The following is a 21,406-nucleotide window of genomic DNA, read 5'->3' on the forward strand; positions in this document are numbered from 1 at the left end:
GATGATCGACCAGCGAGGGCTATTCAAGACCCACCCTGGTCAAAAAAATCGAGGTCAACTAATGCCAACCTTCCTTTGATAGTATAAGCCCTCACAATGGACAATGCAAGCCAGGTCTCCCCGTGATTACTCCCAGTGTTTAACGGCCTTTTCAGAAAAATCTCACTGGCCCCTTGAATTTATATTCAGCTTCGGGTATAGTAGTTAGGTGCTCAGAAGAGCAAGCGCAATGCGCCCGTAGTGTAATGGATCGCACGTAAGATTCCGGTTCTTGAAATGGGGGTTCGATTCCCTCCGGGCGCATCACATCACCAATGGTCGGTCCTAGGCAGCTGCCTAGGACCTTTTCTTTTACCCTATTTTGAAGCGGTCATGTGATCCCAACGCCGCCGTAACGGTTCTGCCAAGAGTGGCGCAACAAGCACATCTAAAATCAACTCGGGCACCGCATTCGTCGCCACCGAAATTAGAAGGACATAGCCCAGCGTCTGGCTACCATGGGCCCCAAAGGCTGTCGCCACGGCTGGTGTTTGGTAGAAGATGTACACCAGGCCCAAAACTAAACCGCTATTAATCACTGCACCAGTAGCCGCTGCCAATCGCATAGCTCCCCGCATTGACCAGCGCTGCCGGGCCCAACGATAGACCAGTCCGGCCACCATCCCCATTAGTAACCGGGGAACGATCGAAATCAGTGGATTCGTAAAAATCAAGGGGGCCACGGGACTGGAAGGCCAAGCAAAGGCCCGTACAAAGGTAATCAATCCCCAGAATCCCCCAATGAGGGCCCCATCTCTGACATCTAAGGCAGTTCCGGCAACAATCACGGTCAAGCCGATTAAGGTCATGCTAAAGGGACCTAGGGGCACGTAGCCCAAAAATGGGACAATATTTTGAAGTAACACGATCGCCATTAATAAGGCATCAACTACCAGGCGAAAAGTCTTCTCTCGCGTCATTCTGAGAACCTCCACAAAAAGTTAGTGCCGTTATTATAGCATGTTTCTGCCGAATAAAACCCGATCCTGCCTTGTATTTTTATCCATAATCAGTTATAGTAGTTAAGGTATTGTTTCACATTATTTGCGCCCGTAGTGTAATGGATCGCACGTAAGATTCCGGTTCTTGAAATGGGGGTTCGATTCCCTCCGGGCGCATCATCGTCACCAATGGTTGGTCCTAGGCAGTTTGCCTAGGACCTTTTCTTTTGCCAAAAAAAGAACACGATCGCTCGTATTCTCTTGGCTCTAAATGTAGATAATGTTCAAGCTTCCCAGTGAAATGTCCCCTTGAATCGTCACCTGCGGACCGTCTTCAGCGGACTCCTGAATGCCCTTCTCTTCGACAACACCTAGGCTAGTATTAACGTTCGACGTCACCTTCCAGGTCCGCGGCAGATACAACTCAATTCCACCTAAGGAACCATCAACCACAATGGTTGCCCCGCCCTCATCTAAGACCACGTTATCAAAGTAAACCTTGGCATTCCCCATGGAAACCTTAATCATGGCTTGCTTAAAATCCGTTGATTGTAAATAACGAATACTGCTACTCATGTTCACGTCAACGATCGTTTCGGATTCATTGACGGTTTTAATGTCGTCATAGCCGTGGTGGAAGTTCTTATCCCAGCCTCGACCATGATGGCCTTCCCAACCGGCGATGTTGCGATGCCAACGCCAACGGGGCTTGATAATCATTGATAGTCCAATCGACAATAGCAGAGCGGCCCCCAGAATTGTCCAGGGAACTAAGGCCACGATACCTAGCGGCTTAGCGAAGATGATGGCCAGAAATGCCAGTGAGAAAATCATCCCAGTCACACTGACCTGAATGAGACTCCCAACAAACGTTGCTACTAAAAACATCGCGATCAGGAGTGTCCAAAACCCAATGTGGTAGCTCAGCACCCCGAGTTGACTTGCGATGAGAATTCCCGCGGCGAGCACGAAGAATGTCCCCCAAAACCAATTTCTATGCATTTTAATTACCCCTTTCGCTCTAGCGCTTCTTTGAGTCCCTTATAAAAGCGGCGCGACACGTAGAGCTGCTTGTGTGAATTCTGAAATTTAACGAGATTACCTGTGACGGACTTCGTGAGTGAGAAGACCTGATCACAATTTAGGATGGCGGACTTGGAGACCCGACGGAAGCTAGCCGGTAACGTTTCTTCCAGTTCATACAACCGCTGTCGCGTGGAAAATACCTCAGTTGACGTGTGCACCATCACTTGGTGGTCTGCGGCCTCAAAGAACAAGACGTCACGTAAGATCACCTGATAGTTCTCCCCGCGCTGACTAAAGGTCATGCGGGTTGCCGTGGCTCCTACCCCTTGAATGGCGGTGACGAGTTGATCAACGCCCACGTCCACGGGTGTTCGAATCGTAATCTCCGGTTCTGCCAACTGATCATCAACCTCAACTCGAATCTTCAAGTACTCACCCCCTTTCGTTAATCCTAGTAAACCATATTGTGTGTAGAAATAAAATAGGTTCCCCGTAACCGGTCACGTTTGCTCCGCAAGTGGTTAGTCAACAACAGTTACCCAGACGCTTCCCGCCAGAAAATACCGTGACAGAATACGTGACGTTTGGGCAAACTCTGGTATGATAGTTCTAGTCAAATGGTTGCGGGAATTAACAGAGTCTAATCGTTTGACCTGTTTTGACCATAGCGGTACACTAACAATATGTTAGCGAAACGCTAGCCATTCAAACGTTAATAAGGGAGGCTATCTTGTCATGAATTTAGTACCAACAGTTATTGAACAATCATCCCGTGGCGAACGGGCATATGATATCTATTCACGACTCTTAAAGGACCGGATCATCATGTTATCTGGTCCAATCGAAGATGACATGGCAAACGCCATCATTGCGCAATTGCTCTTCTTGGACGCCCAAGACTCCACTAAGGACATTTCGCTTTACATCAACTCACCAGGTGGGGTTGTTTCTTCCGGCTTGGCAATCTACGATACCATGAACTTCATCCAATCCGACGTACAAACCATTACGTTAGGTATGGCTGCTTCCATGGCCAGTGTCTTGGCTTCATCCGGGACTAAGGGTAAGCGTTTCGCCTTACCACATGCCCAAGTGATGATTCACCAACCATCCGGTGGTGCTCAAGGTCAACAGACTGAAATCGAAATTGCTGCTCGTGAGATCTTGAAGACTCGGCAATTAATCAACCAAATCTTGGCTGACAATTCCGGTCAACCCGTTGAACGTCTGAACCAAGATACTGAACGGGACAACTACTTGAGTGCTCAAGAAGCCGTCGATTATGGTTTAATCGACCACATCATGACCAACAGTAGTGAACAAAAGAAGTAAGTTAATTTGGAACCACATCACGCTTGCCGCGATGTGGTTTTTTTGATCAAACAAGGGCACCGCAATCTCCAACTGGAGGTCACGGTGCCCTTGCTGGTCAACTACGCGGAAGCTTCTCCCCGCAGTTGCTTGGCATAATCATTAATTTTACGTAAACGGTGATTGATCCCCGACTTGGAGATAGGACCCCCAGGAACGAGATCGCCCAATTCCTTTAGACTGACTTCTTGATGCGCCATCCGCGTCTCAGCCACCTCACGCAGCTTAACGGGCAACTGACTGAGCCCGACTGTGGCATCAATGAACTGAATGTTATCGATTTGCCGAGTCGAGGCGTTAGCCACCTTGTCTAAGTTGGCATTCTCGCAGTTGACCAGCCGGTTCACGGAATTCCGCATGTCACGCATGATCCGGATATCCTCGAATTTTAGCATCGACGTCGTGGCCCCGATCAGGGATAGGAAGTCGGCAATTTCCTCGGCACTCTTCAGATACGTAATGTACCCGGAACGCCGAACGATGGTCCGGGCATTCAGGTCATAACGATTCATCATCTCGGCAATCATCTGGTTGTGTTCCTCATATAGTGAGTAGATCTCCAAATGATAACGACTGGTTTCTGGATTGTTCACGGACCCGCCGGCCAAAAAGGCGCCTCGTAGGTATGATCGCACCGACATGTCGGAATTCAGAATATTGTCGGGGACGGACTCTAAGAGTTGCATCCCGTCAAAGATTCCCAGGTCGGACAGAACTTCCGTCGCGCCAGTCTTAACCCGCACAATGTATAGGTTGTTTTTCTTAAGTTTCATCTTACGTCGAACTAACAGTTCACTTTCCAAATCGTAGAACTGTTTCAAGAGCTGGTACATCCGTCGCGCAATGGCGGGATTTTCAGTTTGAACGTTCAAGACAAAATGGTGGTTTGCCAACCCCAGCGCCCCATTCATCCGGATCAAGGCAACTAATTCTGCCTTGGCATTCTCCCGATGAACTTCGAGCGTCGTGAGTTCTTTTTTGACTTCGCTGGCATACGACATGTGTTACGGCCTCCGTTTCATCCGGTAACGGGGTTGGCCAATCAGGTTCAGGAGTTCGTGTACGACCTCCTGCCCATTATGAAACGCCCCGTTATCCCTTAGTTCAAGAAAGTCCGTCGAAATCACCCGGCAGCCTTGATCACGCAAGCCTTGGAAGTCATGACGAACTGGCTGAGACATTTCGTCCCAGCGCTGATAATCAATGTATTTATCTGGTACCTTCCGGGTGTTAACCAGGACGGTATCGATGAAATTCGTGTGTAAATGTTGATTCAAGACGCGAACGTGGTCGGCGTCGGTGAAGTTCTGGGTTTCCCCCTTCTGGGTCATGATGTTACAGATATAGACGACTTCGGCCGGACTCTCACGAACGGCCTGCCCGACACTATCAATCATCAGGTTTGGCAGGATACTGGTAAACAGACTCCCGGGTCCCAAGACAATCTGATCGGCATCCATAATGGCATCGATGACGGGTTGCACCGCCGTTGGTTGCTCGTGATGGTTGCTGGTCTCAACCCAGACCCGCTTAATCAGCTTGTGGGCCGCCGTAATCTCGGATTCCCCACTCAGGGTAGACCCGTCGGCGAACTGCGCATGAAGCTCCAGAGGCTCATCAGAAGCTGGGTAAATATGCCCATTGACGCGCATCAACTGCGACAGCTCTTGAACGGCATCAAAAATACCGCCCCGCATCTCGGATAAGGCGGCAATAATGAGGTTGCCAATGGCATGGCCCGCAAAAAAGTCGTCCGTTGTTTCAAAGCGATACTGAAATAACTCTTTATAAATGGCGGGAACTTCGGCCAAAGCAACCATGACATTTCGAATATCTCCAGGCGGCACCACGTTGACATAGTGGCGAATGATGCCTGAAGAACCCCCGTCATCGGCAACCGTAACCACGGCCGTGATGTCGACGTCTTGATCTCGTAGGTTTCTTAAAATAACCGGCAGTCCCGTCCCTCCGCCGATCACCACAATCTTGGGCCGGCGGGTACGTAACGGATCTCTCATGAGCGGTTGGTGGACTCCTTTCGCCTGTTGATGTCACGATGGGTCACATGTACGGGATAAGTATTCCCTAGTGCCTGCCCAATGCGCGTCGCCAGGGCCACGGAACGGTGTTGCCCGCCCGTACAGCCGATCGCGATGGTCAGATTGGCCTTGCCCTCTTTTTTATAGCCGGGCACAATCGTCGTGAGCAACTTCAGAAATTGGCCATAGAACTCCTCCGTCTGCGGTTGACTCATGACGTAATCGTAGACAGGTTGGTCCAACCCGGTCTGGGGTCTTAATTCTGGAACATAGTAAGGATTTGGAAGGAATCGGACGTCCATTACGATGTCGGCATCGATGGGTAACCCATACTTAAAACCAAACGACATCACTTCGATGTGGAAGACTTGCGCCGATTCTGTTTCATAGTTATGGAAAATTTCTTCACGTAATTTCCGGGGGCTCAGGTTCGTGGTGTCGATCACCAGCTGAGCGGCCTGCCGAATGGAAGCGAGCAGGGTCCGTTCCCGTTGAATCCCCTCCATCACACGACCATTACGGGCCAGTGGATGGGAGCGTCTGGTTTCCTTGTAACGGGAGACCAGTTCCTCATCGGAAGCGTCCAAGAAGAGCACCTGAGCGTTCATGCTGCCATGAACCGCCACGTCATTTAACATCCGGACGATCTCGTCGTAAAACGCACGTGAACGGAGGTCAATGACCAACGCCACTTTAGAGATTTTGCCGGATTCACGGATCAGGTCCCAAAATTTTGGTAACAATGTGGGTGGGAGATTATCGACACAGAAGTAGCCTAAGTCTTCAAAACTCTGCATGGCCACGGTCTTCCCGGCACCACTCATTCCCGTAATAATGACGAAATGAATCTCTTCTGTCATGGTTCTCCTCCAGCTTCCTGAAAAAACGTCTTCAAGCAGTATAACACACCGGGCGTGTCTTTCCTAATTTATTCGATGTTCGCCCGAAATATCAGTCATTGATGCCCCTACCACCAATGAAAAAGGCCCCCGGAGAATTCCGGAGACCTTACTTTGATGATTAAGTAACCTTACTGACGGCTTCGAGCAAAGGCGATCCAGATCGCATTAACCCCGAAGACGGCAAAGAACAAGGCAACCAACATGTTAATGGATAAGGCTGCCACCACGGGATGCACGAACAGGAGAATCCCCACAACTAGACTCAAGACGTCCAGGATGATGGAGAACCAGAAGAAGCCACCACCGAAGGAACGCAGGTGACTCGCCACGATCAGACGTTCAATCGAATCCAGAATAAACCAGAGGGCAAACAAATAACCCAGGGTCACAATGGCACTGTTCATGTCAAAAAAGAACACGACCGCAATCAGGATATCCAGGATACCGAGAACCAACGCAAAGTTGGCGCGCATCCCCGTCACCTCATGTAACTTACGGTAACCCGCGATCGTGGTCAACCCACTCAGTAGCGCCATAAAGGCAAAGATAATGGCTAATCCCGTTAAACCGATCTTAGGCGACCGTACCAGGCCAAAAGCAGCCACCAGGAATAAAATACCGAGAATGAACTCTCCCCAGTCAAACCCCCAGCGCGTCCGATTCATATTAAACATTGACTGCATCTCCTCACAGTTCCGGTCAAGTGGCGACCGGTTTTTATCTATTGTACTGGTTTTGCGGGATTCTCACAAGGACTGCTGGTCCTAAAAAAACGGCCAAACCGTGAAAGACCGGTTCAGCCGTTACTAATGACAATTTGTTAACGTTTCGATGACGCGGGTTTCTCGTCGGCTTCTGTACGGGCTTTATCCCGCTCCAGAACTGGCTTCAGGTACTGACCTGTGTAACTCGACTTGACCTCAGCGAGTTCTTCGGGAGTCCCAGTAGCCACAACGTTACCGCCAGCTTCCCCACCCTCTGGACCGAGGTCGATCAGGTGGTCCGCTGTCTTGATGACATCCAGGTTATGTTCAATAACCAGGACCGTGTTGCCCTTGTCCACCAACCGGTGTAGAACCGCCAACAAACGCTTGATGTCATCGGTATGCAACCCAGTCGTTGGTTCATCTAAGATGTAGAAGTTCTTCCCGTTCTGTTGCTTATGCAGTTCGGCTGCTAACTTCATCCGTTGGGCTTCCCCACCAGACAAGGTTGTCGCGGGTTGCCCCAATTTGACGTAACCTAAACCAACATCCTGAATCGTCTGAAGCTTCCGCGTAATCTTAGGAATGGCTTCAAAGAACTTCAAGGCTTCACTGACCGTCATGTCAAGCACGTCGGCAATGTTCTTCCCCTTATATTCAACTTCCAAGGTTTCGGAGTTGTACCGCGTCCCATGACAAACCTCACACGGCACGTAGACATCGGGCAAGAAGTTCATTTCGATCTTCAAGATCCCATCACCATGACAGGCCTCACAACGGCCCCCCTTGGTGTTAAAGCTAAACCGGCCCTTCTGGTAGCCCCGCAACTTAGCATCGTTGGTCTGCGCGAACAAGGTCCGCACGTCATCAAAGACACCCGTATAGGTCGCTGGATTACTCCGTGGGGTCCGACCAATTGGGCTTTGGTCGATATCAACCAGGCGTTCGATATTTTGAATGCCAGAGATAGTCTTATACTTCCCAGGCTTCTCCGAATTACGATTTAACTTTTGTGCCAACGCCCGCTTCAAAATGGTATTGACCAGCGTTGACTTGCCGGAACCGGAAACTCCGGTCACCACGACAAACTCACCCAACGGAAAGTCAACCGTGATGTCCTTGAGGTTGTTTTCGGCAGCTCCAGTCACTTGAATCATCTTTCCGTTGCCGGATCGACGTTCCAATGGCACTGGAATATATCGTTTCCCAGCCAGGTACTGCCCGGTCAGAGACTTCCGCGAACGCATGACCTGCTTGGGGGTTCCGGCAGCCATGATGTGGCCCCCATTCTCCCCAGCACCAGGCCCCACATCGACGATGTAGTCCGCGGCCCGCATGGTATCCTCATCATGTTCAACGACAATCAGCGTGTTTCCAAGATCACGCATCTGTTTCAAGGACGCGATCAGCCGATCGTTATCCCGTTGATGCAACCCAATCGAAGGTTCATCTAGAATGTAGAGCACACCAGAAAGGTTTGACCCGATCTGCGTAGCCAGGCGAATCCGTTGGGCTTCCCCACCGGACAGAGTCCGAGCGGAACGACTCAATGTCAGGTAATCCAGACCCACGTTACGTAAGAACGTTAATCGGTCACGAATTTCCTTTAGTATTGGTTGGGCAATGACCTGGTCCTGTTCGCCAAAGCTGAGATCCATAAAGAAACTCAGTTCCTTGTCGACGGGTAAGTCAGAGACGGCACCGATGTGTTGGTGGTTGATCTGAACACTCAGGGCCTTGCGGTTTAACCGATAACCGTGACAGGTTTGGCAGGTCAATTCGGCCATGTACTTCCGCATCACGTCGCGAGTAAACTCACTGTTGGTTTCCTTGTAACGCCGGTCAACGTTGGGCACAACGCCCTCGAAGGCCACGTCCACGTCACGGACCCCACCAAAGTCATTTTCATAATGGAAATGGAAGGTCTTGTCGTGGGAACCGTATAAAACCAGGTCCTGTTCATCCTGTGTCAAGTCTTCAAACGGCGTGTCTAAATCGACGTTAAATGCCGCACAGGCCTGTTCCAGCAGAGCTGGGTAGTATTGCGAACTGATTGGATTCCAGGGTGCCAAGGCGCCCTCACGGAGGGTCTTGGACTTGTCAGGCACGACAAGGTCCAAGTCGACCTCTAACTTAACCCCAAGCCCGTCACAATCGGGACAAGCCCCGAATGGCGCGTTAAAGGAGAAGAGTCGTGGTTCCAGCTCCCCCACTGTAAACCCACAGACCGGGCAGGCATAATGTTCGGAGAAGACCAAGGGATCCCCGCCGATCACGTCAGCAATGGCGTAACCGCCACTCAACCGCAGAGCCGCTTCGAAAGAATCGAAGAGGCGGGAACGAATCCCCGACTTCACCACAATCCGGTCGATCACGATCGCAATGTCATGGCTCTGATTCTTATTTAATTCTGGGACGTCGTCGATGTCTAAGATGTCGCCATCAACCCGAACACGAACGAAACCTTCACGCCGAATTTTTTCAAAAATCTTCTTATGCTGGCCCTTCTTGGCCCGCACGATCGGGGACAAGACTTGGAGCTTTGTCCGTTCAGGCAAGGCCAAGACCTGGTCAACCATCTGTTCCACGCTTTGGCTGGTAATCTTGGTCCCATCATTGGGACAGATAGGCGTGCCAACTCGTGCCCACAAGAGGCGGAGGTAGTCGTTAATTTCCGTAACCGTCCCCACCGTTGACCGGGGATTCTTGGACGTCGTCTTTTGGTCAATGGAAATGGCCGGACTCAACCCATCAATCGAGTCGACATCCGGTTTATCCATTTGACCTAAGAATTGACGCGCATAAGAGGAGAGACTCTCCACATAACGGCGTTGGCCCTCGGCGTACAAGGTGTCAAAGGCTAGGGAACTCTTCCCTGAACCAGAGAGGCCACTGATGACCACCAACTTGTTCTTGGGGATCGTCACGTCAACATCCTTTAAGTTATGGGCTCGTGCCCCATGGATGATAATTTTATCGTTTGCCAAATAACATTCTCCTCACTAGTCCCCGATCTCGGTCTTCATGTCCATGACAGTATCCCGCAAGGAAGCTGCCTGTTCGAAATCAAGCTTCTTGGCAGCCGCTCGCATTTCATCCTCAAGCCGTGAGATCAACTTCTCTTGGTCTTCCTTGGACATATCTTCAAAGTCACTTGCCACGAAGTCATCCTTCTCGCCTTCGTGATCATTAGTCTTCGTGACCGCAATCAGATCACGAATTGGTTTGATAATCGTGGTTGGGGTAATTCCATGTTTCTTATTGTAGGCAATCTGAACTTCACGACGCCGCGCCGTTTCGTCCATGGCAGCCTGCATTGAATCCGTCACAGAGTCTGCATACATGATCACGGACCCGTGAGAGTTTCGAGCGGCCCGACCAATCGTCTGAATCAACGACCGTTCGTTACGCAAGAACCCTTCCTTGTCGGCATCAAGAATCGCCACCAACGAGACTTCGGGGATATCGATCCCTTCCCGTAACAGGTTGATCCCGACCAAGACATCATACTTGCCAAGTCGCAGATCCCGCATAATTTCGGTTCGTTCCAACGTCTTGATGTCGGAATGGAGATAGGCGACCTTGATTCCCAAATCCTTCAGGTAGTCGGTCAAATCTTCCGACATCTTCTTGGTTAACGTCGTGACAAAGGTCCGTTCATTAGCGTCGACTCGCGCGTTAATTTCACCGACCAGGTCATCCATTTGCCCCATGATTGGCCGCACGGTAATCGTCGGATCCAGTAATCCAGTAGGTCGGATAATCTGCTGAACCACGTGATCGGTCTGCTCGTGTTCGTAGGGACCAGGCGTCGCCGACATGTAAATCACTTGATTAATGTGTTGTTCCACTTCATTTAACTTTAATGGCCGGTTATCCAGAGCACTCGGCAGACGGAAACCATAGTCCACCAGCTGTTGTTTCCGTGCCCGGTCACCGTTATACATCCCCCGAACCTGCGGCATAGTGACATGAGATTCGTCGACTACCATCAAGAAGTCCTTGGGGAAGAAGTCTAACAGCGTGTATGGGGGTTCCCCGGCCTTACGACCGTCCATCCAACGCGAGTAGTTTTCAATTCCGCTGGTGTAACCCATTTCACGCATCATTTCCAAATCGTAAGTGGTCCGTTGCTTAAGCCGTTGGGCCTCCAACAACTTACCGGCCCCTTCCAATTCATCGACACGATCCTTGAGTTCCCCTTCGATGCCGGCCGTGGCCTTCGTCATGACGTCATCGTTGGTCATAAAGTGCGTCGCCGGGAAGATCGCCACGTGTTCACGGTCGCCAACAATTTCACCCGTCAGCGAATCCACTTCACGAATCCGGTCAATCTCGTCGCCGAAAAATTCAACCCGCAAGGCCCGATCATCCCGGGAAGCTGGGAAGATTTCGACCACGTCACCGTGAACCCGGAACCGGCCCCGCTGGAAGTCATAGTCATTGCGTTCGAATTGAATATTAACGAGCTTACGTAACAACGCATCCCGTTCGAGCTCTTGGCCCACTCGTAGTGAGACCACATGATTCTTATATTCAGTTGGATCCCCTAACCCAAAGATTGAGGAGACGGAGGCCACCACGATCACATCGTTTCGTTCCAGCAAGGAACTCGTCGCGGAGTGTCGGAGTTTGTCGATTTCATCATTAATTGATGAATCTTTTTCGATATAGGTATCACTCGAAGGCACATAGGCTTCCGGTTGATAATAATCATAATAACTAACAAAGTATTCCACCGCGTTGTTCGGGAAGAATTGCTTAAATTCACCGTACAGTTGTCCCGCCAACGTCTTGTTGTGGGAAAGCACCAGGGTTGGCTTGTTCACCTGCTGGATGACGTTTGAAATCGTAAACGTCTTCCCCGTCCCGGTGGCCCCTAACAGAATCTGTGCCTTCTCGTGTTCCTTAATGCCCTTTGTCAGCTGGGCAATGGCCTCGGGTTGATCCCCCGTTGGCTGATACTTAGACACCAGGTCAAACTTACGATCCGTTTGTCGATCGATCATGGCATAACCTCCCTACCAAATTATTTTTTCATCAGAAAAATGGGAAGCGATCCGCTTCCCATCACGCTCGAATATTTTACCATACCGAACATACTTTCGCCAGTAGCCTGCTTGCAGGTTAAAACTTATCCTGGTAAATCGTCACATTGGCGGTCCGGTCGCCCTTAATAACCGTCGTTGTCTGAACGGAAGTCAACCCAAGATCCTCCCAGAATGGCTTCATGACGCGGTCACCCATGAAGACGCTGAGCTGAAGTTGTACCGCTCCCGCTTCCTGAAGCGTGGCGGTCAGACTGCGATACCACGCTGCCGACTGGTCAGTGCTGACATCCTTAGCCGCCATCCACATCCCCAGCCAAGCGAGACTGGGTAGTGGGTAATCCACGATAAGATCCACCAACACCTTCAATTCATCGTCCTGGAACAGACCCAGATAGGCTTTCTGTTCTGGCACGGCGTTGAGTGGAATATCCGTGACATCCTGAATGGCTTCTTGCCGGGTAACCGGGTGATCCTGGAAGTGGTCAAAATAGGCCGGATGAGCTGCCTGAAAGGCATAAATTAACTCATCATCGTCATGGGTTAACTCCCGGGCCGTAACCCCGTTCAATCGTTGATTCCACACTGTTGCTAATGCCATGTTAGTCCTCCTGTTTCAATAACTCATTGGTTAACGCTGCCAGTTTCTGTCGATCACTGAAGTCCGCCGCCAGCATTTCCGGTAGAACTTCGGCTAAGAAGTACTGCACACAGGCCAACTGTTTGAACTTCAGCACCGTGCTCAGACTTTCTCGGTAAATCTCGGTAAAGACGGGTTCGGGATTACCCTTTTGGATTTCGCCAAATGATTCGTATAAGAGGTCAACCTTGTCAGCGACGGAAAGAATCTGCCCTTCTAACGTGGCGTCTTTCCCCTCGCCCAGCCGCCGGGTATACGCAGCCTGAAACTGTTCCGGAATTTCATTTTCAATAAAGTTAGCGGTCAGGGAATCCTCGACGTCGGCTAGCATCTGGCGTAATTGTGGTGTGGCATACTTCACCGGGGTCTTAATGTCCCCGATAAAGCGTTCCGTGTAGTCGTGGTTCAATGACTTCTCATAAAGTAGGCGCCAGTTAATCTGGTTGCCGGCGTTTTCCTCGACGTCTCCCAAGAACTGCGCGACCTCGGCCACCTTAAACGAGTGGGCCGCCACCGAATGTTGTTCAAACTTGAAATAGCCCGGCGCCCGGTCAATCGTTTCCAAATCACTCAGACTCTGTAAAAATTGATTCATCCCCATGTTTGCGACACTCCTTCTAGTTTTAATTTCGCAAAAAAGCGGAAACGACCTCGAGGGTTGTTTCCGCTAACTTTAACCTTTATTGGGCGGAAGCCGTTTTGTCCTTCAAAGTTTCCAGATAACTGAAAGCTTCTTGGCCGGCAATCCCACCATCACCAACGGCAGTCGTAATCTGCCGCAGTGTCTTTTGCCGAACGTCACCAATCGCAAACACACCAGGTACGGCGGTTGCCATGTCGTTGTCGGTCTTAATCCAGCCAGCATCATCGGTAATCCCCATGGTGGTGAAGGAAGAAGTCATTGGTAAAGTCCCCACATAAATGAAGACCCCACTAGCAGCAATCTCGCCGGTTTCACCGGTTTGATTGTTCTTAGTGGCAACACCAGTGACCTTCATGTCGTCACCCAAGATTTCAGTAACATTTGTGTTCCAGACAAATTCAATCTTGTCGTTAGCGAACGCTCTGTCCTGTAAAATCTTTTGGGCCCGCAGTTGGTCGCGCCGGTGAATAATGGTTACTTTGGAGGCTAACCCCGCGAGGTATAGGCCTTCTTCGATGGCTGAGTCACCGCCACCGATAACTACGACTTCACGGTTCTTAAAGAACGCACCATCGCAGACCGCGCAATACGAAACACCACGCCCACCAAATTTATCTTCGCCGGGAACCCCCAGCTTCTTGTATTCAGATCCGGTCGCAATAATCACGGCACCTGCTTTGTAATCACCATCGTCAGTCTTGACGATCTTGTAATCACCATGGTCTTCAATGTTTTCCACACTACCGTATGCAAATTCGGCACCAAATTGGGTGGCACCATCATACATGTCCTTGGATAAGTCTGGTCCGAGAACCGACTTGAACCCCGGATAGTTTTCAATAGCGGCGGTATTGTTCATCTGACCACCGTAAATTCCGCGGTCTAACATCAATACCGAGAGGTTGGCACGGGAGGCATACAACGCACCGGTCATACCGCCGGGACCCGCTCCAATCACAATCACATCATAGTTCTTCAAAGTTAACGCTCCTTTCTGCTCTTAGCCTTTAGGATACTTTACTAGTAAAAAGGAAGTTTGTCACCTATTTCGACTTGGAAGGTTTCTCATCTTCCTTGGCCAACTTCTGACCAAGCTCTTTGATGTACTGACGCAAAGGAGCCTTGGTTTCGGGATGCTTCAGTCCGTATTCGATATTGGTCTGAATCCAGCCAAATTTGTTACCGACATCGTAACGCTTGCCTGTGTATTCGTGGGCAAAGACGCGCTGTGTCTTGTTGAGATTGTCGATCGCATCAGTCAGTTGAAGTTCATTTCCTAACCCGACTGGGGTATTCTCCAAAGCCTCGAAAATTTCTGGCGTGAAGAGGTAACGCCCAATGATTGCGAGATCACTGGGAGCATCGGCTGGTTCTGGCTTTTCAACAAAGTTCGTCACGTTGTATAAGCCGGGAGCCGTCTCTTCGGAGGGATTAATCACCCCATACTTGGACGTTTCCTCGTGAGGGACACGCATAACGGCCAGCGTTGAGGCACCGGTTTCTTCGTAACGGTCGATCAGTTGCTTCGTCAAAGGCACCTTGCTAGAGGTCATATCATCACCGAGCATGACCACAAAGGGTTCATCCCCGATAAAGGCCTTGGCGGTCAAAACGGCGTCCCCTAACCCACGTGGGTAGGGTTGACGAATGAAGTAGAGATTCATGCCCGTGGTTTCTTGAACCTGGCGTAACATCTCGTCCTTGTGCTTAGCAGCCAGATTGGCTTCCAATTCTGGATTGGAGTCAAAGTGGTCTTCGATGGAACGCTTTGACTTGCCATCAACGATCACGATGTCTTCGATCCCAGACTTGCGAGCCTCTTCAACGATAAATTGAATCGTTGGCTTGTCCACGATGGGTAACATTTCCTTGGCCAAGGCCTTCGTTGCTGGTAAAAAGCGAGTTCCCAAACCCGCTGCCGGAATGACTGCTTTTCTAACTTTTCTCATCTTTAAATATCCTCCCTGGTTCCCTACAAAATTTAAAACTCGGAACGGCCCTCACGTTGCATCAGTTCTGAGATAGCCTGCTTAATGTCTTTACCTTCATATAAGACTTGGTAAATGGCTTCCGTAATTGGCATTGAAACGCCACGTTCCTTAGATAATTCGTATGCGGCCTTAGTTGTGGCAACCCCTTCGATCACCATGCCCATGTGGCTCACAACATCGTCAAGTGCCTCACCACGGCCGAGTTCATCACCGGCCCGCCAGTTCCGTGAATTGGAACTCGTGGCGGTAACGATGATGTCCCCCACCCCAGACAACCCGATAAAGGTCATGGGGTCAGCACCGAATGACGTGCCCAACCGAGAAATTTCGGCCAAGCCTCGGGTCATCAGTGCGGCCTTAGCATTGTCACCATAGCCCAGACCATGTAAGGCCCCGGCACCCAGCGCAATGATATTCTTCAGAGCCGCTCCAATTTCAACACCGATCACATCGGGGTTCGTGTAAACCCGGAAGTATGGCGTCATGAAGAGCTTCTGAACGTGCTTTGCGGCGTCCAGGTTTTCACTGGCTGCGGTAATCAAGGTCAAATCATGACGAGCAACATCCTCGGCATGACTAGGACCGGACAGCACCGTGATGGCCTGCCGGTTCTCAGCTGGAATCTCTTCGGCTAAGACCTGTGACAACCGCTTATAAGTATTTTGTTCAATTCCCTTGCTGGCATGAATCAATTGGGGTTGCAGGCCAGTCTTCTTTAAAATTTCGGCCACTTCACCGGCAACCGAGCGAATCGCCTTAGTTGGAACAACGAAAAGAATGGTTTGAACATCCTTCAATGCGCTTGCCAAATCAGAATAAGCGACTAACGATGGAGAAAACTTGAAGTCCTTAATATAATGCGAATTCGTATGCTCGGTATTTAACTCTTCAACCTGCTTGGGATTGTAGGACCATAAGCGCACGTCATTGCCATTTTCATCAAGGACGCTCGCTAGAATTGATCCCCAAGAACCGGCACCGAGTACTGCAATTTTCTCTGACATAGTAATGGATTCTCCTTATTTAGTAAGTTTTGCTTTTTCTTGAAATGGGTTGCCCGCCAAGTAATCGAGAGGTGCTGACTGACGTCTGCGATAAATCCAGATAATCAGTGCCCCCACGAATAGGACGACAGATAACGCTTGAGAAATTCGAAGAATGTGGAATAACCATAGACTGTCCGTCCGCATCCCTTCGATAAAGAATCGACCCAATGAATACCACATCACGTAGCCGAGGAACACCTCGCCTTGCTTGAAGAGTCCTGGGACGTGACGCAAACTCATGAGAACGATGAACCCTAACAAATCCCACGTCGATTCATACAGGAATGTTGGCTGTCGATAGGCCCCATTAATCAACATTTGATTAATGATCCAACTTGGCAAGTGCAACCCCTGTAAGAAGGCGAGACTGGTAATTCGGCCAAAGGCTTCCTGGTTCATGAAGTTCCCCCAGCGGCCGATGGCTTGACCCAAAATCACGGTTGGTGCCGCGATATCCAACATCAGCCACGTCGGAATGAACCGTGACCGACAGAAGAAGAAGACGACCAGACCAGCCCCAATGAGCGACCCATATATGGCAATACCACCATCCCAAATGGCGATGATCTCACCAGGATGCTTAGCATAATAGGGCCATTCAAAAACCACGTAATAGGTCCGGGCGGCAATCAACGCCGCTGGCAGGGCCCACAGAATCATGTCGTAGATATCGTCGGGTTTGATCCCCCGCCGTTGTCCTTCACGGACAGCCAGCATGACGGCAATAACCACCCCAGTGGCAATAATCACCCCATACCAGTGAACGGAGATTGGCCCTAGACGTATGGCGATAGGATTAAGCGCCGCCATAATTGGTGAAAAGATATCGCCCATCTCCCTTATTTTTTGTTGTTTTTATCTGAGTTTTGTTTGATTAAACGATTCAGGTTATCGTCAAAGACCTGCGTCGCATCGTAACCCATGGAACGGGCCCGGAAGTTCATTGCAGCAGCTTCAATGATGATGGCCAGGTTACGCCCAGTCTTAACGGGAATGGTAATCTTTGGCACCTCAACGTCGAAGAAACGTTGTGATTCCGTGTTATTCCCTAACCGGTCGAAATGATTGTCATCATGCCACAATTCCAAGTGGACAATGAGATCAATATCCGTTTCGGAACGCACGGCACCCGCCCCGAACAGGTTCATGACATCGATGATCCCAATCCCCCGAATTTCGAGCAGGTGACTCAGAATAGCCGGGGCCGTCCCAACTAACGTCTGTTCGTCTTGTTGGTAGACTTCCACCCGATCATCGGCAATCAACCGGTGACCACGTTTGACTAATTCCAACGCCGTTTCACTCTTACCGACACCAGAATCACCGGTAATCATGACCCCAACACCGTAGATATCGACGAGGACCCCATGAACTGACTGCCGTTCGGCTAACTTGCCATCTAGGAAGTTGGTCATGTTACTCAAGATCCGCGACGTCGTCAGCTTCGTCTCCAGTAAGGGGATGTGGGCTTCCTTGGTGGCTTGTTTGAGTTCCTCAGGGGGATCCAGTTGTGTGGACACCACAAAGGCCGGCGTCTCCGGTTGACACATCTTCTGCATGACATCTAATAACTTCTCATGCGTCATGCCCTTTGCGAAGGACGTTTCGGTAATTCCCAATAATTGAATTCGTTTAGCAGGATAATAGTTAAAGTATCCGGTTAATTCCAACCCGGGCCGGGAGATATCACTCGTTGTGATTTCACGGTCCAAGTCTTCTTCCCCGGAATAAACCTCCAGGCGGGTAACCTTTACCAGGTCGGCCACTGTGACACTTTCAGGCATAGGGGTTCCTCCTCATTGCATAGTAAACTACTCTAATTTTAGCACTTTCACGGGGTGACTCCCACCAAATTCGTTCAGAGAGGTCAACTTAATTCCGGGCGAAATGATCGCTGATGATGGCATTAAAGAGGGCCATCACAATCGCCACAATCAGTGTGACCCCAAACGACGAAAAGGTGAAGCCGCTACCCATCACCCATGAGGTTAATTCCAGCATAATCGCGTTTAGAACGAAGCCAAATAATCCCAGTGTCACGATGGTCACCGGTAGCGACAAAACGAACAGAATGGGCTTCACAATCGCATTGAGCAGGGCCAACACGAAGCTCGCAATCAGGGCTACTGCAACACCCGACACGTAGAAAGCGTTCTGATAATGCCCGGCTAGTGAACTCTGGAAGAACCCAGCTAGCGCAAGAAAGATGAGAGCGTTAACAAAAATCCGAGGCCAAAACCGCACACTACTCACCATCCTTATGCGAATCGGAAACATCATGTTCAGTCACGTCATGAATCACCTTGCGGCCATCATCCGGCTTCGGTTGCGTCGCGCCACGGAAGAGATCGCCGAGACTCCCCCCACCAGATTGGATGGGTGCTTGGGGCATAAAGGTCATCAAAATCACGTACACTAAAAGGCCAATAATGCCATGACCCAATGGCGTTGCTATCGAAATTAACACGTAAATGACCCGTAAGAGGTTAGCATTCCAGCCAAAATATTCCGCAATACCACCCAGAACCCCACCGACAAGTCGGTTGGTCCGAGACCGTTCAAAACGCTTTTTTTCTGCCATTCAAGGTCACTCCTTTTTTGAGTTTTTAGTGCGACCCGGCCACACCAGGTCAACACACGTCAAGCTATTAGGCCAAGAATAACGAAAGCGGCCACTGAAATCAAGTTATCAGTGGCCGTCTGGGCGAATCTTCAATTTAGATTAAGGTTTTTATCCCTCAGTACCGGAACTGGCCGAATTCAATTCGATAATCTGACCAGACTTGAGATAGATAATCCATTCACAGACGTTCGTCACATAATCGCCAATACGGCTGAGATCTTGTGAAACGTTGAGGTAAATCGAGGCACCCGTCTCAAACGAGGGATCCTGTCGCATCTGCTCGTAGCTATCCGCACGCACTTGGTGATTCAAGCGGTCTAGCTTACGGTCAATATCCGCCAGCTCACGGGCCTCATGTTCATCCTTGTTCACATATGCCGTGAGGACGTCCTTCATCATCTGCGTGGTCAGGCGCCCCATCTCAGCAATCAGCTGCTCCAACACGGGGATCTTCTGCTTCGTGCCAAACTTAATGGCAGAGTGTGCCACGTTTCTAGCGTGATCCCCGGCGCGTTCCAATTCGGAGACGGCCTTTAGAATGGTCACAATCTCACGAAGATCGGTTGTCACCGGCTGGTACAATGCGATCATCTCAAAGGTTTTCTGCTCCAACGCAATTTCGCGTTCGTTAATCTGGTGGTCCTGGTCAATGAGCTTCTGTGCAGCAACGGCGTCGCGATTCATGAAGGCATCCACTGACTGCTGGATAACCTCACTCACCAACATCCCCATTTCTGTAAAGTCAGCATCTAGTTCGGCTAACTCATCATCAAATAATCTACGCATTACTGGCCTCCTAACCGAATCGACCGCTGATGTAATCTTCGGTCTGCTTCTGTGCGGGATTCATAAAGATATTCTTCGTCTGATCCACTTCAATCAACTCACCATTCATGAAGAACGCCGTCCGGTCCGCGATCCGCGAGGCCTGCTGAAGGTTGTGGGTTACTATAATAATCGTATAATCATGCCGCAAATTCAAGAGAGTTGCCTCAATTTGGCTACTGGACACGGGATCAAGCGCACTGGTCGGTTCGTCCAACAAGATAATCTCTGGTGAAACGGCCAAGACCCGGGCGATGCAGACCCGTTGTTGTTGCCCTCCGGAGAGCGCTAGCGCACTCTCATGCAGGTGATCCTTGACCTCATCCCACACCGCGGCTTGCCGTAGTGACTTCTCCACCACGGCGTCCAACTTTTCCTTGTCCTTCTCCCCGGCAATCCGTAATCCATAGATCACGTTGTCATAGATTGAGAACGGGAAGGGATTGGGTTGTTGAAAAACCATCCCGATTTCCTTACGAATCTGAACCGTGTCGGCGCTGGGCGCATAGAGGTCTTGTCCCTTGAACTTGATGGTTCCCGTAATCGTCACGTTGGGAATCAAGTCATTCATGCGATTCAAGGTCCGCAGGTAGGTGGATTTCCCACACCCAGACGGCCCAATTAACGCCGTAATCCCCTTGTCCGTGAAGTTCAGGTTGATACCCTTCAATGCTTCCTTTTCCCCGTAATACAGATGTAAATCCTGTGTTGTTAAAATTTCCTCACTCATGGTGTTGTCTCCTCCTCTTAGCCGAAGTTCCCCGAAACATAATCGCTGGTAATTTGAACCTGTGGATTCGTGAAGATATGGCTCGTGGTGTCATACTCCAACACCCGTCCCTGATTGAAAAATGCCGTATATTCACTGATCCGACCAGCCTGTTGCATGTTGTGCGTGACAATAATAATCGTGTACTGCTTCTTTAATTCTAACAAGGTGTCCTCGAGCTGACTCGTGGATACCGGGTCCAAGGCACTCGCCGGCTCGTCCAGCAACAAGATATCCGGTTTAACCGCGATCGCTCTGGCAATACACAACCGTTGTGCCTGGCCTCCCGACAAAGCCAATGCACTCTTGTTGAGATCATCTTTGACCTGATTCCAGAGGGCAGCCTGTTTGAGTGACGTTTCGACAATCTCATCCAGCTCATGCTTGTCGGTTGTCCCCCGCAACCGCAGGGCAAAGGCAATGTTGTCATAGATCGACTTAGCAAACGGATTTGGTCGTTGAAACACCATGCCCACACGTCGCCGCATTTCATAAACGTCAATGTCCGGTTGATTGATATCAACGCCCCGATACATGATGCGCCCCGTCACCGTGGCGATTCGATCATTCATCCGATTCAATGACCGAAGATAGGTGGATTTACCCGAGCCTGAGGGCCCAATGAGCGCCGTAATCTGGTTGCGTGCAAACTGGAGATCGCCCTCGTAAATGGCTTCCTTTTTTCCATAAAACACGTGAAGTTCCTCGGTTGACAGGACAATCGGGTGTTGGGCGTCTCGTGGTTGCACGATGTGCCGTTCCTGCATGGTTCCGGTGGTTGAAACATCGTTACTGACAA

General features: G+C 50.2%; 22 protein-coding genes and 2 tRNA genes. 3 read left to right on the forward strand and 21 right to left on the reverse strand.

Annotated elements, in window-relative coordinates; genetic code table 11:
• Positions 1-231 precede the first annotated feature (231 nt).
• Positions 232-303 (forward strand) — tRNA-Arg (locus OCU14_RS05760).
• Positions 304-356: 53 nt separating this feature from the next.
• Here the strand turns inward: OCU14_RS05760 and OCU14_RS05765 are convergent.
• The gene (locus OCU14_RS05765) at positions 357-959 is read right to left on the reverse strand and encodes an ECF transporter S component (protein ID WP_261810192.1); all 603 of its coding nucleotides are present in this window, start codon (positions 957-959) and stop codon (positions 357-359) included.
• A 126-nt stretch (positions 960-1,085) separates the two neighbouring features.
• On the opposite strand from OCU14_RS05765, the gene OCU14_RS05770 reads away from it, so the two are divergent.
• Positions 1,086-1,157 (forward strand) — tRNA-Arg (locus OCU14_RS05770).
• A gap of 90 nt (positions 1,158-1,247) precedes the next feature.
• On the opposite strand, the gene OCU14_RS05775 is transcribed toward OCU14_RS05770, so the two are convergent.
• Both OCU14_RS05775 and OCU14_RS05780 read right to left on the reverse strand, forming a co-directional pair.
• A complete protein-coding gene (locus tag OCU14_RS05775) occupies positions 1,248-1,982 on the reverse strand; it encodes a LiaF transmembrane domain-containing protein (RefSeq protein WP_261810193.1) in 735 nt (244 codons plus the stop codon).
• Between the two features lie 5 nt (positions 1,983-1,987).
• Entirely contained in the window at positions 1,988-2,434 is a 447-nt protein-coding gene (locus tag OCU14_RS05780) for a LytTR family DNA-binding domain-containing protein (RefSeq protein ID WP_261810194.1), read from the reverse strand.
• Between the two features lie 307 nt (positions 2,435-2,741).
• Here OCU14_RS05780 and clpP point away from each other — a divergent pair, with 307 nt between their 5' ends.
• Positions 2,742-3,338, forward strand: coding sequence for an ATP-dependent Clp endopeptidase proteolytic subunit ClpP (gene clpP / locus OCU14_RS05785; protein WP_048732353.1), 597 nt, complete (start codon positions 2,742-2,744; stop codon positions 3,336-3,338).
• 101 nt (positions 3,339-3,439) lie between these two features.
• Here clpP and whiA read toward each other — a convergent pair whose 3' ends face one another.
• From whiA to pstB (OCU14_RS05875), 18 genes are all read right to left on the reverse strand, one after another.
• Positions 3,440-4,378 carry a DNA-binding protein WhiA gene (gene whiA / locus OCU14_RS05790; RefSeq protein ID WP_261810195.1) on the reverse strand — a complete coding sequence of 313 codons (939 nt, stop codon included), beginning with the start codon at positions 4,376-4,378 and terminating at the stop codon, positions 3,440-3,442.
• 3 nt (positions 4,379-4,381) lie between these two features.
• Positions 4,382-5,395, reverse strand: a complete 1,014-nt coding sequence (gene mgfK, locus OCU14_RS05795) for a gluconeogenesis morphogenetic factor MgfK (protein WP_261810196.1) — start codon at positions 5,393-5,395, stop codon at positions 4,382-4,384.
• Positions 5,392-6,276, reverse strand: a complete 885-nt coding sequence (rapZ, locus tag OCU14_RS05800; RefSeq protein WP_261810197.1) for an RNase adapter RapZ — start codon at positions 6,274-6,276, stop codon at positions 5,392-5,394. The genes mgfK and rapZ overlap by 4 nt, the downstream gene beginning before the upstream one ends.
• A 170-nt stretch (positions 6,277-6,446) precedes the next feature.
• The gene (locus OCU14_RS05805) at positions 6,447-6,992 is read right to left on the reverse strand and encodes an HdeD family acid-resistance protein (protein WP_057878711.1); all 546 of its coding nucleotides are present in this window, start codon (positions 6,990-6,992) and stop codon (positions 6,447-6,449) included.
• Between the two features lie 146 nt (positions 6,993-7,138).
• Positions 7,139-10,009, reverse strand: a complete 2,871-nt coding sequence (gene uvrA, locus OCU14_RS05810; protein ID WP_261810198.1) for an excinuclease ABC subunit UvrA — start codon at positions 10,007-10,009, stop codon at positions 7,139-7,141.
• Positions 10,010-10,024: 15 nt separating this feature from the next.
• Entirely contained in the window at positions 10,025-12,031 is a 2,007-nt protein-coding gene (uvrB, locus tag OCU14_RS05815; RefSeq protein ID WP_261810199.1) for an excinuclease ABC subunit UvrB, read from the reverse strand.
• A gap of 118 nt (positions 12,032-12,149) precedes the next feature.
• The gene (locus OCU14_RS05820; protein ID WP_261810200.1) at positions 12,150-12,671 is read right to left on the reverse strand and encodes an acetyltransferase; all 522 of its coding nucleotides are present in this window, start codon (positions 12,669-12,671) and stop codon (positions 12,150-12,152) included.
• Between the two features lies 1 nt (position 12,672).
• On the reverse strand, positions 12,673-13,311 hold the full coding sequence (locus OCU14_RS05825) for a YfbR-like 5'-deoxynucleotidase (protein ID WP_261810201.1): 639 nt from the start codon (positions 13,309-13,311) through the stop codon (positions 12,673-12,675).
• Between the two features lie 79 nt (positions 13,312-13,390).
• Positions 13,391-14,332: a thioredoxin-disulfide reductase gene (gene trxB / locus OCU14_RS05830; RefSeq protein ID WP_083488549.1), complete on the reverse strand. Its 942-nt coding sequence runs from the start codon at positions 14,330-14,332 to the stop codon at positions 13,391-13,393.
• A 64-nt stretch (positions 14,333-14,396) separates the two neighbouring features.
• Positions 14,397-15,302 (reverse strand): UTP--glucose-1-phosphate uridylyltransferase GalU, encoded by a 906-nt coding sequence (gene galU, locus OCU14_RS05835; protein ID WP_261810202.1) that lies wholly within the window; start codon positions 15,300-15,302, stop codon positions 14,397-14,399.
• A gap of 32 nt (positions 15,303-15,334) precedes the next feature.
• The gene (locus OCU14_RS05840; RefSeq protein WP_261810203.1) at positions 15,335-16,348 is read right to left on the reverse strand and encodes an NAD(P)H-dependent glycerol-3-phosphate dehydrogenase; all 1,014 of its coding nucleotides are present in this window, start codon (positions 16,346-16,348) and stop codon (positions 15,335-15,337) included.
• Positions 16,349-16,363: 15 nt separating this feature from the next.
• Positions 16,364-17,224: a prolipoprotein diacylglyceryl transferase gene (lgt, locus tag OCU14_RS05845; RefSeq protein ID WP_261810204.1), complete on the reverse strand. Its 861-nt coding sequence runs from the start codon at positions 17,222-17,224 to the stop codon at positions 16,364-16,366.
• Between the two features lie 5 nt (positions 17,225-17,229).
• Positions 17,230-18,174 carry an HPr(Ser) kinase/phosphatase gene (hprK, locus tag OCU14_RS05850; protein ID WP_057878719.1) on the reverse strand — a complete coding sequence of 315 codons (945 nt, stop codon included), beginning with the start codon at positions 18,172-18,174 and terminating at the stop codon, positions 17,230-17,232.
• An 88-nt stretch (positions 18,175-18,262) separates the two neighbouring features.
• Positions 18,263-18,634: a phage holin family protein gene (locus OCU14_RS05855; protein ID WP_261810205.1), complete on the reverse strand. Its 372-nt coding sequence runs from the start codon at positions 18,632-18,634 to the stop codon at positions 18,263-18,265.
• A gap of 1 nt (position 18,635) precedes the next feature.
• Positions 18,636-18,971: a PspC domain-containing protein gene (locus OCU14_RS05860; protein WP_261810206.1), complete on the reverse strand. Its 336-nt coding sequence runs from the start codon at positions 18,969-18,971 to the stop codon at positions 18,636-18,638.
• 150 nt (positions 18,972-19,121) lie between these two features.
• Complete coding sequence (gene phoU / locus OCU14_RS05865; RefSeq protein ID WP_125544459.1) at positions 19,122-19,799, reverse strand: phosphate signaling complex protein PhoU; 678 nt, start codon at positions 19,797-19,799, stop codon at positions 19,122-19,124.
• A 10-nt stretch (positions 19,800-19,809) separates the two neighbouring features.
• Positions 19,810-20,568: a phosphate ABC transporter ATP-binding protein PstB gene (pstB, locus tag OCU14_RS05870; RefSeq protein WP_057878723.1), complete on the reverse strand. Its 759-nt coding sequence runs from the start codon at positions 20,566-20,568 to the stop codon at positions 19,810-19,812.
• Positions 20,569-20,585: 17 nt separating this feature from the next.
• The gene (gene pstB / locus OCU14_RS05875) at positions 20,586-21,374 is read right to left on the reverse strand and encodes a phosphate ABC transporter ATP-binding protein PstB (RefSeq protein WP_373875075.1); all 789 of its coding nucleotides are present in this window, start codon (positions 21,372-21,374) and stop codon (positions 20,586-20,588) included.
• Positions 21,375-21,406 lie beyond the last annotated feature (32 nt).

It is taken from the genome of Levilactobacillus humaensis (assembly GCF_024345185.1).
Lineage (GTDB): Bacteria > Bacillota > Bacilli > Lactobacillales > Lactobacillaceae > Levilactobacillus > Levilactobacillus humaensis.

What these genes read in the sequence shown, in the direction of transcription:
- OCU14_RS05765 (WP_261810192.1), bottom strand. Translation starts at nt 959, where the DNA reads ATGACGCGAGAGAAGACTTTTCGCCTGGTAGTTGATGCCTTATTAATG.
- OCU14_RS05775 (WP_261810193.1), bottom strand. Translation starts at nt 1,982, where the DNA reads ATGCATAGAAATTGGTTTTGGGGGACATTCTTCGTGCTCGCCGCGGGA.
- clpP (WP_048732353.1), top strand. Translation starts at nt 2,742, where the DNA reads ATGAATTTAGTACCAACAGTTATTGAACAATCATCCCGTGGCGAACGG.
- whiA (WP_261810195.1), bottom strand. Translation starts at nt 4,378, where the DNA reads ATGTCGTATGCCAGCGAAGTCAAAAAAGAACTCACGACGCTCGAAGTT.
- mgfK (WP_261810196.1), bottom strand. Translation starts at nt 5,395, where the DNA reads ATGAGAGATCCGTTACGTACCCGCCGGCCCAAGATTGTGGTGATCGGC.
- rapZ (WP_261810197.1), bottom strand. Translation starts at nt 6,276, where the DNA reads ATGACAGAAGAGATTCATTTCGTCATTATTACGGGAATGAGTGGTGCC.
- OCU14_RS05805 (WP_057878711.1), bottom strand. Translation starts at nt 6,992, where the DNA reads ATGTTTAATATGAATCGGACGCGCTGGGGGTTTGACTGGGGAGAGTTC.
- uvrB (WP_261810199.1), bottom strand. Translation starts at nt 12,031, where the DNA reads ATGATCGATCGACAAACGGATCGTAAGTTTGACCTGGTGTCTAAGTAT.
- OCU14_RS05820 (WP_261810200.1), bottom strand. Translation starts at nt 12,671, where the DNA reads ATGGCATTAGCAACAGTGTGGAATCAACGATTGAACGGGGTTACGGCC.
- OCU14_RS05825 (WP_261810201.1), bottom strand. Translation starts at nt 13,311, where the DNA reads ATGGGGATGAATCAATTTTTACAGAGTCTGAGTGATTTGGAAACGATT.
- galU (WP_261810202.1), bottom strand. Translation starts at nt 15,302, where the DNA reads ATGAGAAAAGTTAGAAAAGCAGTCATTCCGGCAGCGGGTTTGGGAACT.
- OCU14_RS05840 (WP_261810203.1), bottom strand. Translation starts at nt 16,348, where the DNA reads ATGTCAGAGAAAATTGCAGTACTCGGTGCCGGTTCTTGGGGATCAATT.
- lgt (WP_261810204.1), bottom strand. Translation starts at nt 17,224, where the DNA reads ATGGGCGATATCTTTTCACCAATTATGGCGGCGCTTAATCCTATCGCC.
- hprK (WP_057878719.1), bottom strand. Translation starts at nt 18,174, where the DNA reads ATGCCTGAAAGTGTCACAGTGGCCGACCTGGTAAAGGTTACCCGCCTG.
- OCU14_RS05860 (WP_261810206.1), bottom strand. Translation starts at nt 18,971, where the DNA reads ATGGCAGAAAAAAAGCGTTTTGAACGGTCTCGGACCAACCGACTTGTC.
- phoU (WP_125544459.1), bottom strand. Translation starts at nt 19,799, where the DNA reads ATGCGTAGATTATTTGATGATGAGTTAGCCGAACTAGATGCTGACTTT.
- pstB (WP_057878723.1), bottom strand. Translation starts at nt 20,568, where the DNA reads ATGAGTGAGGAAATTTTAACAACACAGGATTTACATCTGTATTACGGG.
- pstB (WP_373875075.1), bottom strand. Translation starts at nt 21,374, where the DNA reads ATGCAGGAACGGCACATCGTGCAACCACGAGACGCCCAACACCCGATT.